The sequence below is a fragment of the Pseudaeromonas pectinilytica genome (assembly GCF_054780855.1).
The window spans coordinates 26012-41956 of record NZ_BAAGVN010000361.1; the positions used below are offsets into that span (position 1 = coordinate 26012).

Genomic DNA, 15945 nt, shown 5'->3' on the forward strand with positions numbered 1-15945 from the left:
ATAAAAAAAGACGGCTCAAAAGAGCCGCCTTCTTGGTTACCCGGGCGAGCGCAAGGCTCGCGGGTAGGCTTACAGTACGTGTACAGAAGCGGTGTTGGTGGTACCGCTCGGAACCAGAGCACCAGAAACCATAACCACTGTATCGCCCTTGGCAGCCAGACCTGACTTCAGAGCCAGTTCCTTACCCAGGTGGTAGAAGTCATCGGTAGAGGCGATCTTGTCAACCACAACCGGAACCACACCCTTGGACAGCATCAGCTGCTGGGCAGTCTTGGTGTTGGTGGTCAGAGCCAGGATGAAAGCCTTCGGGAAGTACTTGCGAATGGCCTTGGCAGACTTGCCGCCTTCGGTGGCCACCACGATCAGCGGGGCGTCCAGCTTCTCGGTGGTTTCAACAGCACCCTTACATACGGCTTCGGTGATGCTGCGCTTGGTGGCTTCGACGATGTCCAGACGGGAAGACATAACGCCATCGGTACGGTTACAGATGGTAGCCATGATGGAAACGGCTTCCAGCGGGTACTTACCCTTGGCGGATTCGCCAGACAGCATGACTGCATCGGTACCATCCAGAACGGCGTTGGCAACGTCACCGGCTTCGGCGCGAGTCGGACGCGGGTTCTTGATCATGGAGTCCAGCATCTGGGTAGCAGTGATAACTACCTTGCGCGCCTTGTTACACTTCTCGATCATCATCTTCTGGGCGAAGATAACTTCTTCAACCGGGATTTCAACACCCAGGTCACCACGGGCAACCATGATACCGTCAGACACTTCGAGGATTTCGTCGAAGTTGTCCAGGCCTTCCTGGTTTTCAATCTTGGAGATGATCTGGATGTTCTGACCGCCGTGAGCGTTCAGGTGCTCACGCATGGAGATCACGTCTTCCTTCTTACGGATGAAGGAAGCAGCAACGAAGTCAACGCCTTGCTCGCAACCGAAGATCAGGTCAGCCTTGTCCTTTTCAGCCAGAGCTGGCAGGGAAGTCTTGACGTTCGGCAGGTTTACACCCTTGTTCTCGCCCAGGGCGCCGTTGTTCAGAACCTTACAGATGACTTCGGTGGCGGTGACGGAGGTCACTTCCAGACCGATCAGACCATCGTCAACCAGAACGATGTTGCCTGGCTTCAGGTCAGCAGCCAGACCTGGGTAGGTCACAGCAACGCGCTCCTTGTTACCCACGACAGTCTTGTCGGTGGTGAAGGTGAAGGTTTGACCGGCAACCAGATCCACGTCATTGCCGCCTTCGAGCTTGATGGTACGGATTTCCGGACCCTTGGTGTCCAGCAGGATGGCGCATTGCTTGCCAGATTCTGCACACACTTCACGCACGTTCTTGATGCGATTGCCATGTTCCTGGTAATCACCGTGGGAGAAGTTCAGACGCATGACGTTCATGCCGGCATCCAGCATCTTGGTCAGCATTTCCTTGGATTCGGTCTTAGGACCGATGGTGCAGACGATTTTGGTCTTTTTCATCGACAGGGTCTCCGATTAATAGTGATTTTATGATTTCAAAATTTTCTTGGGCGCATTCTACAGGGATTGCTGAAAAGTGGTGAGGCAGGAAAAGCGTTTCATTATGTAATTTCTTCATTTTTCTTGCGCTAGCTCAGGGTTAAGACGGAAAAGTTCATTATCTGCACAATTTTACTGCGACCCCATCCACGGAGTTGCGCATATTTTCGGCAAAAATTTAAGCGACATCACTTTTTCGGGGCTTCAGACTCGATCTTTGCAAAAACGTTTACCTCTCGCCGGCGAAGGCCCCTTGATCCTGGGGTGCGGAGCTCACTCGAGAAACGCTCTGATCCAGCTCACGGCCGGAGGCGAGGGTTCGTCGTCATGTCACGACCCGTTTTTTCTGTGTGTTTTGCCACAATGTCGGATTCTGGCGTCACAACTTTGCCATGACGTGCCCTCTTCAATTTATATAATTCTTTAAAATTCAACTGGATATGCTGTCTGCCAAGAACGGCTTGCTCTTTGCACTACAGGAATACAGTCGCCTGGACTCGCTCTTACCGTGCAAGGATAGCCAGATATGAATACATCATCTTCTTCTCAACAGCGCTGTGGCAGTGGTAATGCGTCTGCCGGTGGATGTGGCAGCAAGACCACTTCCGTCTCCCGTGGGGGCCTCTCCCGCTCGGTCATCGACAAGGTCGCTCAACATCCTTGTTACTCTCCGACCGCGCACCATCGCTATGCCCGGATGCATCTAGCCGTCGCGCCCGCTTGTAATGTGCAGTGCAATTATTGCAATCGTAAGTACGACTGCGCCAATGAGTCGCGTCCGGGCGTGGTTTCCGAGCTGTTGACCCCGCAACAGGCGATCCGTAAAGCCAAAGCGGTGGCGGCGGCTATCCCGCAACTCTCGGTGATCGGCATTGCCGGCCCCGGCGATCCCCTGGCCAATGCCACTCGCACCTTTGACACCCTCGAGGGGCTGCGTAGCGCCCTGCCGGATGTGAAGTTGTGTATCTCCACCAATGGCTTGGCCTTGCCGGCTGCCGTGGATCATCTGGTCGAGCTGGGGGTGGATCATGTCACCATCACCATGAACGCCATCGATGCCCATGTCAGTGCCGGTATCTACGACTGGGTCTATCTGGATGGGCAGCGGTTGCGCGGACGAGACGGCGCCCAGGCGCTGATCGACCGTCAGCTGGAGGGGATGCAAAAGCTCATCGAGCGCGGTGTGCTGGTCAAGGTCAATTCGGTGCTAATCCCGGGAGTCAATGATGTGCATCTGCCCGAGGTGAGCGAGGTGATCCGAGACATGGGAGCCTTCTTACACAACATCATGCCACTGATTTCCAAGCCGGAGCACGGTACCTACTTTGGCCTGAATGGCCAGCGTGAGCCCTTGCCCTACGAGGTCGATCAGGTGCGTGAGCTGTGTGGCGGGGCCATGCCCCAGATGAGCCACTGTCAGCAGTGTCGTGCCGATGCAGTCGGCATGCTGGGTGAAGACCGCAGTCAGGAGTTTACTCTCGAGCAATTGGCGGTCGAGTCCGAGCCTTATGCCAACGTGATGCAGCGACGGACGCGGATCCAGGCTGCGCTATCGACTCAGGGTGCATCAGAAGATGATGATGCCTGCCTGGTGGCGGTTGCCAGCCAGAATGGCGAAGTGATCGATCAGCATTTTGGTCACGCCCGACGTTTCCAAATCTATGCGGTTTCCAGTGAGGGCGCCGTCCGGGTCGGTGAGCGTCATGTGCCGCTCTATTGCCAGGGTGAGAGTGATTGTGACACCGATGCCCAGATGGACACTTTTAATACCATGCTGGATCTGCTGACTGATGTTGATGCTGTGTTTTGTGCCCGCGTCGGAATGGCTCCCTGGCAGCAGTTGGAAGAGTCCGGGATTACTCCGGTCGTCGACTATGCCTGGCAGCCGATCCGCGAGGCGTTGCAACAATGGTGGGAAACCCGAGGACAAGCCGAAGGCTCAGTCCGGAAAATTCAGGGTCGGCGTCAACAAGGGGTTGCCTGATGAGTTGCCAGATCACGGCATCGTGCATCGGCTGCTACAACTGCCTGGAGGTGTGTCCGCGGGGCGCCATTGTCGAAGAGGCGGGCCACTTTGCTATTCGGGTGAAGCGCTGTAATGAGTGTCGGGAAAACAAACCCGGTCCTCGCTGTCAACTCATCTGTCCGGTGGAGGGGGCCATATGCAAAATGGTGAAATTATGCAAGGCGGAGAAGTAACGCTGGAGCCGAGTGTTTGTTCTTGCCAGCAGCAGGCTGCCCGGGTCAGTCAGGCCTATCAGCGCTATGTGGCCTGTCATTACTGGTTGGGCCAGCTATACCAACGTTTCATGGCAGGACAAGCCCTGTTACCTCCGGCTATGGGGTTAGGAGAGCAGCAGTTTTCCCGTTTGAGCGAGGCGTTCGGAGGGCCGATGTCTGTGGCCAGTGAAGTGCAGAGGCGCCAGCTCCTGGTGTCGGAGTTATTGCAGTCGCGATATCAGGAGCGGGATGATCTGGCTACCTGGCTCAGCGGTTATCTGGCGGCGCCATTCGCTGAGTTGAGTCTCATCCTGGCCACGGCCAGCATGGGTTTTAAGCATCTGTGGGAAGATCTGGGTCTGGATTCCCGCGCTCAGTTGCGAAACCTGATGCTGGATTGTTTTCCGCAGCTGGTGGCATTGAATCAGCAGGATATGCGCTGGAAAAAATTCTTCTATCGCCAGTTGTGTGAGCAAGCGGGGAGCTATGTCTGTCGGGCTCCCAGCTGCGATGTTTGTCCGGAACGAACCCTGTGTTTCACCACCGATGAGCCGGCATGACGAGGTGTCCTGTCAGCTGAAGAGTGCGGTGAGCCCCTTGCTGGTACGTGGTGCTTTGAGTTGTTGGGTGTCCTGCAGGAACCGGGTAAGCAAGGGTGCAATGTCAATTCGCATGGAGCGGCGTTGTGCCTGCTGTTGGGCCTCTAGCAGGAAACGGTTGAACACGTCGGCATAGTCATGGACTACATCCTGACCAAAGGCATGACGATAAATAGCAATGCTGCAAACTCCCGCGGCACGGATGGTGTCGATCAGCTGATAAATATCCTCTTCTGACTCGATATAGCCCCAATGCGGACCATCAGGATAATGGCTCGGCGTGAAAAATGCGTCGTCGGCGATCTGGACCGCCGCCAGCGCTTTGCTATCTCCCTTGGAGCCCATGACTTCCATCTGCTGCACCATGGCGGTGTAGTTTTGACCAAACCGAGCTTGTACTCGCTTGGCGTCTGCAGTGCCCACTCCGCATGTTTCAAAATAGGCCGCTAACGCAGGTTTGAACAACGACATAACCACCCCGTGCAATAATTAGACATGAAATCGGTACCAGGGCATCGTATGAGTTCGCCTTTGATGCAAAAAGCGCGGTTGTCACAAAATTCGCACGCAGAGAGCTAAAGAAATTCTCGAAAGTGGTGACGGTCACATCTTGACCCTTTGCCATTCAGAGGCCGAGCCACAGCTGCAACCCCGATGAAATTTGTGACTGGCTGTGTATGATGCCGGAGTGGTATTGCTGTTTTGGAGTAAGGGGAGCCATGCGACGTAGCTCTATGGTGGTATTGGGTATTCTGGTCATCGCTCTCTTGGGCTATGTTGGCATCAAGTCGCTGCGAGCCCAGATGGTGCAGGTGTCGGCCGAAGAATCATGGCGCCAGGCGGCAAAGCGGGACGAGTCCATTGTGGCCAAGGCTTATCAGCAAGGAAAAGGGGATGTGCCGGTTACGGTTTCCGGCCGCATCATTCAAGTGTCGCCCGCGAACGCTCCTGATGATGGACACCAACGTTTTACCATCGAGATTGGTAATGGCATGACGTTGCAGGTGGTGCATGACAGTAAGGTGGCGGGTGTCATCCCTGACCTAGCCTATGGCAGTCAAGCCACGGTTGCCGGTTTCTATGTCTGGAATCCGAGTGGTGGCGAGTTACATGATCGCTATCAAGATCCGCAAGGAGAGTGGGTAACTGGCTGGATTGAGTTCTCGGGCCGCCGCTATCCTTGATGGCTATCTGGGCTTGAACCAATAAGCGAGAGAAAACCGCCTGAACAGGCGGTTTTTGATTTTTAGCGGATCTGTTTCTTCATATTGCCCGGGTGGCGGCAGGCAAGGGGGATGGTTTTAGCCGAGTTTTACCCATGTTTTACCCACGGCAAGATCCGGAAACAAAAAAGCCTCACTAAAAAGTGAGGCTTTTCCGAGGGTTGTATGGTCGGCGCGAGAGGATTTGAACCTCCGACCCCTGACACCCCATGACAGTGCGCTACCTGGCTGCGCTACGCGCCGATAGTTGTACCGCTGAACAAGCGGGGCAACGGAGGCAGAGTCTAGGGGTCTGCTCCTTGGCTGTCAACCACTTCAGCCAGCCCGGCTGTTTATTCGCTGAATATCTGTGCAATCAATAGGTAAAGCTTACTGGTCAGGCCAATTTTACCGGCTATTCCAGGCCAGATGGTGTCCGTGTAGATGAACTGGAGGCTGATGGATGGGCGCTCTCGCTCCCATCATCCGGGTGTTCATCCCCTGAGGTCAGATGTCTTCTGGGGCATGACGAAACAACACTGCTGTGGCTCGAGTTGCTGGTTATAATGGTCAATCCCATCCCGTTGAGGTGTTGAAGCAGAATGAAGTTGTTTGTCCGTGATTTGACGGTGATTGATGCCTCCTATTTGAGCGCTGAGCGTGGCATGGTGGGCGAGAGCTGGTTGGTAGATATCGAGTTAACCGGCACCCTCAATGAAATGAGCATGCTGCTGGATTTCGCGCGGGTAAAGAAACAGCTCAAGGCCATCATTGATGCCGAAGTGGATCACCGGCTGCTGGTGCCGATCGCTGCATCTTGCTGCCAGGTGGCCGCGGCCGAAAGTGGCTACCATTTCGTGGATTTCCTCCGCGCAGGGCGAAGTCTGCATCTGAATGCTCCTTCGGAAGCTTTTGCGTTTATTCCTGAAGAGAGCATCACTCAGGAGAGTGTGACCCGCTATTTGCATCAGCTGATCCAGGCTCGGTTGCCCAGCAATATTGATGGTTTGACCATCCGGTTACGTCCAGAAGCTATCCCGACCGCTTTTTATCACTACAGTCATGGCCTGAAAAAGCATGACGGCAATTGTCAGCGCATTGCCCATGGTCATCGTTCCATGATCGAGCTGTGGGTAGATGAACGCCGGGAGCTGGCGCTGGAACAAGAGTGGGCCGCACGCTGGGCGGATATCTATCTGGGCTCCCAGGAAGATGTAGTGCCGCTGCAACAGTTACAACTGAGCCCACTTGCAACCGAACATCTGGGTGCCCAGCATCTGGGTTTTCGCTATCAAGCGCCGCAAGGGGATTTCCAATTGGCGATTGCGGCGGCAGAAACCGAATTGGTGGACACGGATACCACAGTCGAGTTGCTTGCCCACTACATTGCCCGGCAGCTCAAACCCCGATTTGCTCAGCACCTGGTGCGTGTTGTGGCGTATGAGGGGGTGGGGAAGGGCGCGATCGCCGAGTTGTAAGCGGGGGAAATGCGCCAGGACTAGAAAAACAAAAGGGGAGCTCATGGCTCCCCTTTGATGTTTATCGCGAGGTTACAGCTGGAATCGATGAACCAGCTCTTGCTGCTGCTCTGCCAATTCATCAAGGATCAAGCTGGTCTTGGCTACCTCTTGAATGCCTTCATAGTTGGAGTCGGAGATCTCGGAAATCCGGTTGATGTTGGACGAAATTTCAGCGCTGGTTGCCTGTTGTTGCTCGGCGGCCGAGGCGATCTGGCTCGACATGTCGCTGATCATGGTGATGATGGCCTGGATCTCTTCCATCGAGCTGTTGGCGTTGGAGCTCTGTTGGACACTGGACTCCATTTCTCCACTGCACTCGTTCATCACCCGCACCGCGCGTTGCACAGCCTGTTGCAGCCCCTCAATCATGGAGCGGATTTCCGAGGTGGAGTCAGCGGTGCGGCGAGCCAGTGTCCGGACTTCATCGGCGACAACGGCAAAACCACGACCATGTTCACCTGCTCGGGCGGCTTCAATCGCCGCATTCAGGGCCAGCAAGTTGGTCTGTTCGGCAATGCTGCGGATCACATCGAGGATGTTGCCGATGTTGCTGCTCATGTTATTGACGTCACCAATCACTTTTCCGGTTTCGGTCAACTTGTTGGCCAACTGGTGAGTGGTCGAGATATTGGTGGCCATGATGCTGCGTCCGGCTTCGGATGCTTTTTCGACGGCCATGACCTGATCCAGGGTCTGATTGGCGGCTTGGGCCACTTCACGGACCGAGGCTTCCATCTCTGTCATGGCCGCGGCGACGCTGGCGGTTTCCTGACGCTGCAGATTCAGCTCCCGGCTAGAGCGTTCGGCGGTGGTGCGGTTGTCGTGTGCAGCCCGGTTCAGTTGGCTGGAGGCCAGGGACAGCTTCTTCAGCACATCACCCATCTGTTCCACCAGGGTATTAACCTGGGTGCCCAAACGGCCAAATTCGTTCTGATTGCGATAACCAACTCGCCGGGTCATATCGCCCTGCGTGGCAGCGTGAAGTACATCGATCAATTGGCGAACCGGATTCCGGATGCTCTTGGCCAATTGCATGGCCACGCCGAAGGCAAAGGCAACGGCCAGGATGACGGTACCGAGTAGCTGCATACGACCTGTGGCCAAGGTGCTGTTGGCGTTCTCGATACTCTGGTTCATCACTCCTTGCGCCACTTGTTGCAGACGGCCAAGCTCAGCCTGGACTGCGACCACTTGTAAACTGGCGTCCTTGGCTTTCTTCTCCATTGCAACCTGGGTCTTGACCAGCTCCAGATAACGAGCCAACAGACCCTTGTCCTGGGTGGTGTTGAGGATGAAGCCTTTGATATACAGACCTATATCGTTCTCCAAGCTAGGCATTTCCAGCTTGAGATCGGCCACGGCCTTGTCGTAATCGGCAATTTGTTTGCGGTTGCGCTCCAGCGCCGCTGCAACCAGGGTCGGGCTACTCTGGTTCAGGGCATCAAAGGTAGTCACTTCAATCGGTGACTGCTTGGCCTGCATGGAACGAAACACTCCTTGCACATAGCTGTCATCGATCTTCGCCAGCATGTCGGAGAGTTCTTGTTTGAACAACGGCATGATGGCCTGGAATTCACTCTTGGCCTTGTTGGTCTGGCGCAGCAGGGTCAGCAGTTGCGCCCGTTGAGCAGCCAGATCAGCGGTCTCTCCCAGATAACTTTTGGATGCTTTTTCCAGTGTAGGAATATAGGTCTTCACCAACGGCAGCTTGTCCGCTTGCTGTTTGAAGTTATCCAGCGACTGGGTGAACAATTTCCGCGACGTCTCCAGTTCCTTGGTCAGCTCGAGCAATTGCTGAGGATCTTTTTCCGACAAGACGTCGGTCAGATGCTTGTTGGTGGACAGAAGGCTTACTTCCAGCTTATTGGCCAGCAAGACAATCGGCGCTGCTTCTTCGGTCACGGAGACCAAGGCAGAGTTGAGCTGGTTTTGACTGGAATAATTGAGCATGGAGCCGGCAATCAGCACACCAATAAGCACGGCAAAGCTGAGATAGACTCGATGCAAAAAGGATAGATCCGCTATTTTAATTTTCATTGTATTAACACCCGCCAAGTTGACTGCAGTTCGCTAGACGTCTTTAAGCGTCCGAACTTGTATATCTTCTGTAAAAGCTGTCAAATATTTAACTCTTTTTCGAGCTGGTGCAGGTAAAGCCGGAGCTGAATCACACTCACCCTCCTGGCCACAGACTCAATGATGTCCTGGATTATCAGTTCGCTCCTTTTTCTTGCATACCGTTGTTTTTAAGGATTTTGTCATGTCAGAAGAGACTATTTTCAGCAAGATCATCCGTCAGGAGATCCCGGCCAAATTGTTATACCAAGACGAACTGGTAACCGCATTTCGTGATATCGGACCCAAGGCGCCTACTCACATCCTGATTGTACCGAATAAATTAATTCCGACTGCGAATCAGGTCACCCGCGAGGATGAGCAAGCGCTCGGACGGCTATTTACTGTGGCGCGGCAGTTAGCGGAAGAAGAAGGGATTGCCGAGAATGGCTATCGATTGATCGTCAATTGCAATCGGCATGGCGGACAAGAGGTGTACCACCTGCATATGCATCTGGTGGGTGGTAAGCCTCTCGGCCCACTGCTGGCTGAGTGATTTCATGCCAAAGGTAACGATCCGGCGCTGGCGACAAGCCTCCTTGCTGGTAGCCGGTGTTTTGCTGTCCGGATGTGCCACTATGGGGCTGAGTGACTTATTTCTCAGTTACAGCAGTGTCATGCAACCAGTACGGACCCAACTGCAGTTGGGGCAATGGCCGGAAGCTATGGCGGCGATCCCGGCATCTGAGCCGAATGATAATAACTTTGTGCTGGATCGGCTGCAGCAGGGGCGAATTGCGTTTTTGCTTCGAGACTGGCATGCCAGCAAACAGCAACTGGATGCCGCAGCAAGCCAACTGGCGTGGCTAGATCAGCAGGCAGAATACCGTATCAGCCATGGCTTGCAGCAGGCAGGCTCTCTGCTGAGTAATGATCAGGCGATTGCCTACCAGGCTGCCGATTATGAACAGACCCTGCTTCATCACTATCAGGCATTAAATTATCTGTTTCTGGGGCAGACCCAGGATGCCCTGGTCGAGGTGCGCAAAGCCAACCAGGTCCAGGAGCGGGCTCTGGCGACACGGGAGCGAGAGCTCCAGGCTGCAAAAGAGGAGATCCAGCAGGCTGGTCTGGGTCAGGAGCTGGCGTTGGCGCAACAGGGATTACCGGACTTACCGGTTAGCCCGGATGGCCTCAAGGGGCGGATCCAGAGCGGTTATACCTTTTACGTGTCGGCGCTCTTGTATGAGGCAACCGGAGCGCTGAATGACGCCTACATTGATTACCAACGGGCTCTTGAAGTTGCACCGAACAACCGTGTGTTGCAGGACGATCTGTTGCGGGTCACCGCCCGGCTGGGGCTGAAGAGTGAGCATGCTGTCTATCAACAACGTTTTGGTCGCCCATCGGCAGCAACGACAACCGATCAATCGAGCTCTACCGATCAGGGCCAGATCCTGGTGTTGTATGAAGAGGGGATGCTGGAGCCATTACAGGAGTTTTTCCTGCCGTTGCCGATAGCAACCTCTGCCGGGGATTTTCGTACCTTTACCGTGGCGTTTCCCTGGTATGGTTCAACTCAGATCCCGGTTGCGGCGGGTCAATTTCTGCTCGATGGTCAAAGTACTCAAACCGAACCGCTAGTCTCGTTGCAGGGGTTGGCGAGTCAATCGTTGCAGGAGCGGTTACCGGGGTTGATGATGCGCCAGCTGCTCCGCTTGGCCAGCAAAGAAGCCTTGCGCCATCAGGCCAGTGCGCAAGGGGGTGATTTAGGCAATATTCTGGTCGGGCTCTATAACACCTTCTCCGAGCATGCGGACACTCGCTCCTGGTCAACCCTGCCTGCGGGGGTCAGCATCTGGCGTCGCTCGGTTCCTGCTGGCAATCACGCCATAGCGGTCGGGCAGGGGACCGCGATGCAACAATTATCGGTTCCCGTGGTCAAAGGTAAGGTCACTCTGGTTTGGGTAAATCAGCTGGGTGCCAATATAGTCAGCATGGTAAAAATGATATCCTGAAGGTCGATGAAACAACGAGATCCCGTGATGAAATCAATAGCGTTAGCACTGTTATTCTGTGGCTTGGTGGCGTGTTCCTCCACCAACGGTATTGCCTTGAGTGGGGCCGAGGGGCAGGAATCGCGCCTACAAGTGGACAACGCGGGCATGAAACAGCGACTGGAATTGGATCTGGCCCAGCAGCAGAGAAGTGCTGGTGATGGTCGGTTACAGATTGCGGTTCGCCTCAAGAGCCATATTGCCTATGACCAAAACCTGCAATACCGTGTGACCTGGTTCGATGGGGCGGGCATGCCGGTTGAGCCGGATAGCACCAGTTGGCAACCGCTGACCCTGCATGGGGGGGAGCAACGGGTTATTCAGGCCTCCGCTCTGCTGCCGCAGGCCACAGCCTTCTATTTTTCTGTCCGTGATGTAGTGAAGGATTAACGATGAAGATGACGAATCAAGCCCTTGTGCTCGGCCTGCTGGCTGCAGCACTGGTTTCCGGTTGTTCGACCGAAGTGTCTTATGGCGATGCCAAGGCCACAGAAACTGTGACGGTGGATTATGGTTCAACCGACTTGCAATCCATGTCCGGCAAGATGGTGCAGTCGCTGATCGATAACCCGGTGATGACCGAGATCAGTAGCACCGGTCGTCCGGTCCTGTTTGTGGATAGCATCCGCAACAAAACCTCCGAGCATATCGATACCGAAGCGCTGACCGATACCATGCGAACCCAGTTATTGCGCTCCGGCAAGGTTCGCTTCGTCGATATGAGCAAGGTCGCGGCCGTGAAGGAACAGCTCGAGTATCAACAGGCGGCGGGCATGGTGGATCCGGCTTCCATGGTGCGCATGGGCAAACAAACCGGAGCCCAGTACATGTTATATGGCAACCTGGCCAGCATTGTGAAAGATAACGGCAAGGTGAAGGACGTGTTCTACCAATTGACCATGAATCTGATGGATCTCAAGAGTGGCGAGTTGGTTTGGGCTGACCAGCAAGAAATCCGTAAGCAGAGCAAGAAGAAAACATTGGGATGGTAATCGAGCTCCCGGGGCCGTTCAGGGGAGGCCAACACACGCTGTTGTTAGGTGGGCTGACCAATACCAGTTACCGCTTGACCTTACCCCGTGGCGATTACTTCTTGCGGGTCAGCACTCCTTTTGCGTCCCGGCTGGGTATCCAGCGCGGGCGTGAACTGGTGTTGCATAAACTGGCCGCCGAGCAGGGGTTGGCTCCGCGGTTGCAGTATGTCGATGCCGAATTGGGATTGATGATTACCGATTGGGTTGAGCCGGTAATATCGCCGCCCGATTGGCACACGCCAGAGGCGATGACGCGCTTGGCTGGGTTAGTTGCACGGGTGCATGCCACCCCTGCGCCAGCCCTGACGCTGGATCTGGAAGCACACTTACGTTTTTATCTGGCGCGGATCTGTCATCGCGATCCACGCGTCACTCGGCTCTTCCACCGCATGGTTGCCTTGCTGCAGAGATTGCCTTCGATTGCGCCGGTGTTCTGTCACAACGATATCAGCCCGGCCAATGTGCTGGGGGAGTCGATGCTCCTCGTCGATTGGGAATATGCCGGTATTGGCGATCCGGCGTTTGATCTGGCGTGCCTCATCCGCTCTTTTGCCCTGAATGACGATGAGGCTCGACAGCTGCTGGAGCGATACCAGCAAGCAGGGGGGGGCTGCCCCTGGTCACGGGTCGCCGAGATGCTGACGGTGGCAGATTTTGTGGCGTTGTTGTGGGCCAATGTGTTCTGGGAGCACAGCCACGATGTCCGGTATCGTGAGATGTTTGAATCGCAACTGCACCAGCCGTGTCTGGCGGAGGGATTGTCATCATGATCCCGCGTCGCATCGTCATTGTGCTGTTGCTGGTTCCGCTACTATTGACCGGCTGCGCGGTACGCATGCTCTATAACTGGCTGGACTGGGCCATAGCCTGGAAGCTGGATGATTATTTTGAGCTCAGCAGTCAACAATCCTCGGAGCTGGATCGCCAGGTCGCGCAGATCTTGCAGTGGCACCGCCATGAGGCTCTGCCCGGCTATGTCCGGGCGTTACGCAGTTTGAGCTTTGACTTACGTCGCCCACTGACCGAGGCCGAAGTCGCCATCCATCTGCAAACCTTTGAACAGTTGATGCGTCAGCTGGCGGAAGGGGTTCAGGAGCCCGCTAATCGCTTTGCGGTGACCCTGAGTGATGAACAGGTGCGCCGGTTTATGGCAGAGCGCTGGAAAAAACAGCAAGAGCAACGCAAAGAGTTTGCTCAGGAACATGGCAATAAGGTCTACGCCAGTTTTCAGCGCAAGCTGGAGAAGAATTTGGATCAATGGCTGGGTGACGTAGAGCCGGCACAACAGCCGCTGATTGATCAATCGTCCCAATGGCAGCGTCAGTACTATGCAACCTGGCTGGACTATCAGGAGGTCTGGCTCAAGGCCCTCGAGCAGACCCTGGCACAGCGTGGTCAGCCTGGCTTCGGCGCGGGATTAGTCGCCGTGGTGGTCAAAGGGGATGAACTGGGTGATGGGCGTTTCAAGCAGTATGTGGCGGATTCCCGTCAACGTTCCATCCAGTGGTTTACCGCGTTGTCGGCGAGCCTGAGCCCTGAGCAACGACAATATTTACGGCGTAAACTCAGTGAACTGGCGGCTGATCTCGAGGTGTTAAGTCGCAGCTCGTGATTTTTCGATCGCTGGCATCATGTCGGAAGGGACAGAATTTGATCCGTCACAAGCTTCAATCGGTTGCGTTTGGTCGAGGCGCGTAATCCTGATATGGTCATCGTAATCCGCATGGGATGAGGGAACAGTATGATTATCTATTTGCACGGTTTTGACGCTACCAGCTCGGGAAATCATGAAAAAATTCTGCAGTTGCAGTTTATTGATGATGATGTGCGCTTTGTTCACTACAGCACAGTGCATCCGCGTCATGACATGAGCCACCTGCTCAAGGAAGTGCACAAACAATTGGCGATGAGCAATGACACCCAGCCTCTGATCTGTGGGGTGGGCTTGGGCGGTTATTGGAGCGAGCGGATCGGTTTTTTATGCGGGATCAAGCAGGTCATGTTCAACCCGAATCTGCATCCGGAAGTCACCATGGTGGGGCGTATCGAGCGGCCGGAAGAATACACGGATATCTCGACCAAATGTGTAACTGAATTTCGTAAAAAAAATGCAGGTAATTGTATTTGTATCCTTTCTGTTAACGATGAAGTGATAGATAATAGGTCCACAGAGCGTGAGCTGAAGGATTATTACAACATTGTCTGGGATGAGCGCGAGAGCCACAAGTTCAAGAATATCTCCGCGCACCTTCAGACGATCAAAGCTTTCAAGCTTGCCTGATCGGTTTTGAATTGCGATTTCAGGGAGCTCCGTCGAGCTCCCTTTGTTTTATGGACGGAAGGTACTGATGACCAAGATTGTTGTAGTCGGCGGTGGTGCCGGTGGCCTGGAGCTGGCCACTAAATTAGGGCGTAAGCTGGGGCGTTCTGGCAAGGCCCAGATCACGCTGGTGGATCGGAACCGTACTCACCTGTGGAAGCCGTTATTGCACGAAGTTGCTGCTGGCTCACTGGACGCGGGGATCGATGCGCTGAGCTATCAGTCCCATGCCCGTAATCATGGCTTTGAATTTCAGCTGGGCACTCTCACCAATATCAATCGCGAGGCGAAGCGTATCGTTCTGGCGCCGATCCTGGGCGAGAAAGGCGAAGTGGTGCTGGGTGAACGTGAAGTGGCTTATGACTATCTGGTGATGGCGATTGGCTCTGTGTCCAACGACTTCAACACGCCGGGCGTGCGCGACAACTGCATCTTCCTCGATAGCCCGGATCAGGCATTCCGCTTCCATGGGCTGCTGATGAACCAGTTCCTGCAGTTTGCATCCGATTGCAAACCGGGTGATGACAACTGCAAGCCGAGTGAAAAGGTGAAGATTGCCATCGTCGGTGCAGGTGCCACTGGCGTTGAACTCTCAGCTGAACTGTATAACGCGGTCGAAGAGCTTGCCTCATACGGCTACAAAAACCTGTCCCGTGACAGCTTGAAGGTGACGGTCGTTGAAGCGGGCCCGCGTATTCTGCCGGCGCTGCCAGAGCGTATCTCGACGGCTGCCCATCAGGAGCTGAGTAATCTGGGGGTGGATGTACGCACCGCCACCTTTGTCAGTGAAGCCACACCGGAAGGTCTCAAGACCAAGGATGGTGAATTGATTGAGGCCAACCTGATGGTATGGGCGGCCGGTATCAAGGCACCGGATTTCATGAAGGATATCGGTGATCTGGAGACCAATCGCATCAATCAGCTCGTGGTTAAAAACACCCTGCAGACTACCCGTGACGAACACATTTTCGTTATTGGTGATTGCGCGGCTTGCGCCATGGAAGACGGTAAAATGGTACCGCCGCGCGCCCAGTCAGCGCACCAGATGGCGGATCGTGCTCTGGCCAATATCCTGGCCATGATGCAAGGCAAGGAGCTGAAAGCGTATTCCTACATGGATTATGGCTCGCTGGTCTCCATGAGCCGTTTTAGTACCGTCGGCAGTCTGATGGGTAATCTGATGCGCGGCTCCATGATGGTGGAAGGACGCATTGCCCGTTTCGTCTATATCTCCTTGTATCGCATGCATCAAGTGGCACTGCATGGCTATATCAAGACGGGTCTGATGATGCTGGTCGGCCAAATCAACCGTATTTTACGTCCGCGTCTGAAACTGCATTGATCATCGGCTTGTACCTTGAATAAAAAAACCGCCGTTTCAACGGCGGTTTTTTTTATGGGTGGACGCCCATCGACGCCT

16 protein-coding genes and 1 tRNA gene are annotated in these 15945 nt (G+C 54.7%); 13 read left to right on the plus strand and 4 right to left on the minus strand.

Annotated features, from left to right (window positions below; all coding sequences use genetic code 11):
• Positions 1 to 69 precede the first annotated feature (69 nt).
• On the minus strand, positions 70 to 1479 hold the full coding sequence (pykF, locus tag ACYVG7_RS20315) for a pyruvate kinase PykF (RefSeq protein WP_460884925.1): 1410 nt from the start codon (positions 1477 to 1479) through the stop codon (positions 70 to 72).
• A gap of 565 nt (positions 1480 to 2044) precedes the next feature.
• Between pykF and nifB the strand changes: the two genes are divergently transcribed.
• Genes nifB through ACYVG7_RS20330 form a run of 3 tightly spaced genes read left to right on the plus strand, consistent with a single transcriptional unit; the run spans position 2045 to position 4298 of the window.
• On the plus strand, positions 2045 to 3502 hold the full coding sequence (gene nifB / locus ACYVG7_RS20320) for a nitrogenase cofactor biosynthesis protein NifB (protein WP_460884926.1): 1458 nt from the start codon (positions 2045 to 2047) through the stop codon (positions 3500 to 3502).
• The gene (locus tag ACYVG7_RS20325; protein WP_460884927.1) at positions 3502 to 3717 is read left to right on the plus strand and encodes a 4Fe-4S dicluster domain-containing protein; all 216 of its coding nucleotides are present in this window, start codon (positions 3502 to 3504) and stop codon (positions 3715 to 3717) included. Before nifB ends, ACYVG7_RS20325 begins: the two co-directional genes overlap by 1 nt.
• Positions 3681 to 4298: a nitrogen fixation protein NifQ gene (locus tag ACYVG7_RS20330; RefSeq protein WP_460884928.1), complete on the plus strand. Its 618-nt coding sequence runs from the start codon at positions 3681 to 3683 to the stop codon at positions 4296 to 4298. Before ACYVG7_RS20325 ends, ACYVG7_RS20330 begins: the two co-directional genes overlap by 37 nt.
• 12 nt (positions 4299 to 4310) lie before the next feature.
• On the opposite strand, the gene ACYVG7_RS20335 is transcribed toward ACYVG7_RS20330, so the two are convergent.
• On the minus strand, positions 4311 to 4808 hold the full coding sequence (locus tag ACYVG7_RS20335) for a hypothetical protein (protein WP_460884929.1): 498 nt from the start codon (positions 4806 to 4808) through the stop codon (positions 4311 to 4313).
• A 248-nt stretch (positions 4809 to 5056) separates the two neighbouring features.
• Between ACYVG7_RS20335 and ACYVG7_RS20340 the strand changes: the two genes are divergently transcribed.
• Positions 5057 to 5521, plus strand: a complete 465-nt coding sequence (locus tag ACYVG7_RS20340) for a DUF3465 domain-containing protein (RefSeq protein WP_460884930.1) — start codon at positions 5057 to 5059, stop codon at positions 5519 to 5521.
• Between the two features lie 205 nt (positions 5522 to 5726).
• On the opposite strand, the gene ACYVG7_RS20345 is transcribed toward ACYVG7_RS20340, so the two are convergent.
• A tRNA-Pro gene (locus tag ACYVG7_RS20345) sits at positions 5727 to 5803 on the minus strand.
• Between the two features lie 338 nt (positions 5804 to 6141).
• Between ACYVG7_RS20345 and ACYVG7_RS20350 the strand changes: the two genes are divergently transcribed.
• Complete coding sequence (locus ACYVG7_RS20350; protein ID WP_460884931.1) at positions 6142 to 7017, plus strand: 6-carboxytetrahydropterin synthase; 876 nt, start codon at positions 6142 to 6144, stop codon at positions 7015 to 7017.
• Between the two features lie 72 nt (positions 7018 to 7089).
• Here the strand turns inward: ACYVG7_RS20350 and ACYVG7_RS20355 are convergent, their stop codons facing one another.
• Positions 7090 to 9096: a methyl-accepting chemotaxis protein gene (locus ACYVG7_RS20355; protein WP_460884932.1), complete on the minus strand. Its 2007-nt coding sequence runs from the start codon at positions 9094 to 9096 to the stop codon at positions 7090 to 7092.
• A gap of 223 nt (positions 9097 to 9319) precedes the next feature.
• Here ACYVG7_RS20355 and hinT point away from each other — a divergent pair, with 223 nt between their 5' ends.
• From hinT to ACYVG7_RS20395, 8 genes are all read left to right on the plus strand, one after another.
• Entirely contained in the window at positions 9320 to 9670 is a 351-nt protein-coding gene (gene hinT, locus ACYVG7_RS20360) for a purine nucleoside phosphoramidase (RefSeq protein ID WP_460884933.1), read from the plus strand.
• A gap of 4 nt (positions 9671 to 9674) precedes the next feature.
• On the plus strand, positions 9675 to 11132 hold the full coding sequence (locus ACYVG7_RS20365) for a COG3014 family protein (protein WP_460884934.1): 1458 nt from the start codon (positions 9675 to 9677) through the stop codon (positions 11130 to 11132).
• A gap of 27 nt (positions 11133 to 11159) precedes the next feature.
• A complete protein-coding gene (locus tag ACYVG7_RS20370; protein WP_460884988.1) occupies positions 11160 to 11561 on the plus strand; it encodes a YcfL family protein in 402 nt (133 codons plus the stop codon).
• Between the two features lie 2 nt (positions 11562 to 11563).
• On the plus strand, positions 11564 to 12163 hold the full coding sequence (gene lpoB, locus ACYVG7_RS20375; protein ID WP_460884935.1) for a penicillin-binding protein activator LpoB: 600 nt from the start codon (positions 11564 to 11566) through the stop codon (positions 12161 to 12163).
• A complete protein-coding gene (locus tag ACYVG7_RS20380) occupies positions 12157 to 12975 on the plus strand; it encodes a phosphotransferase (RefSeq protein ID WP_460884936.1) in 819 nt (272 codons plus the stop codon). Before lpoB ends, ACYVG7_RS20380 begins: the two co-directional genes overlap by 7 nt.
• Positions 12972 to 13817 (plus strand): DUF6279 family lipoprotein, encoded by an 846-nt coding sequence (locus ACYVG7_RS20385; protein ID WP_460884937.1) that lies wholly within the window; start codon positions 12972 to 12974, stop codon positions 13815 to 13817. The genes ACYVG7_RS20380 and ACYVG7_RS20385 overlap by 4 nt, the downstream gene beginning before the upstream one ends.
• A gap of 129 nt (positions 13818 to 13946) precedes the next feature.
• A complete protein-coding gene (ycfP, locus tag ACYVG7_RS20390) occupies positions 13947 to 14486 on the plus strand; it encodes an alpha/beta hydrolase YcfP (RefSeq protein ID WP_460884938.1) in 540 nt (179 codons plus the stop codon).
• 67 nt (positions 14487 to 14553) lie between these two features.
• On the plus strand, positions 14554 to 15867 hold the full coding sequence (locus ACYVG7_RS20395) for an NAD(P)/FAD-dependent oxidoreductase (RefSeq protein ID WP_460884939.1): 1314 nt from the start codon (positions 14554 to 14556) through the stop codon (positions 15865 to 15867).
• Positions 15868 to 15945: the final 78 nt, after the last annotated feature.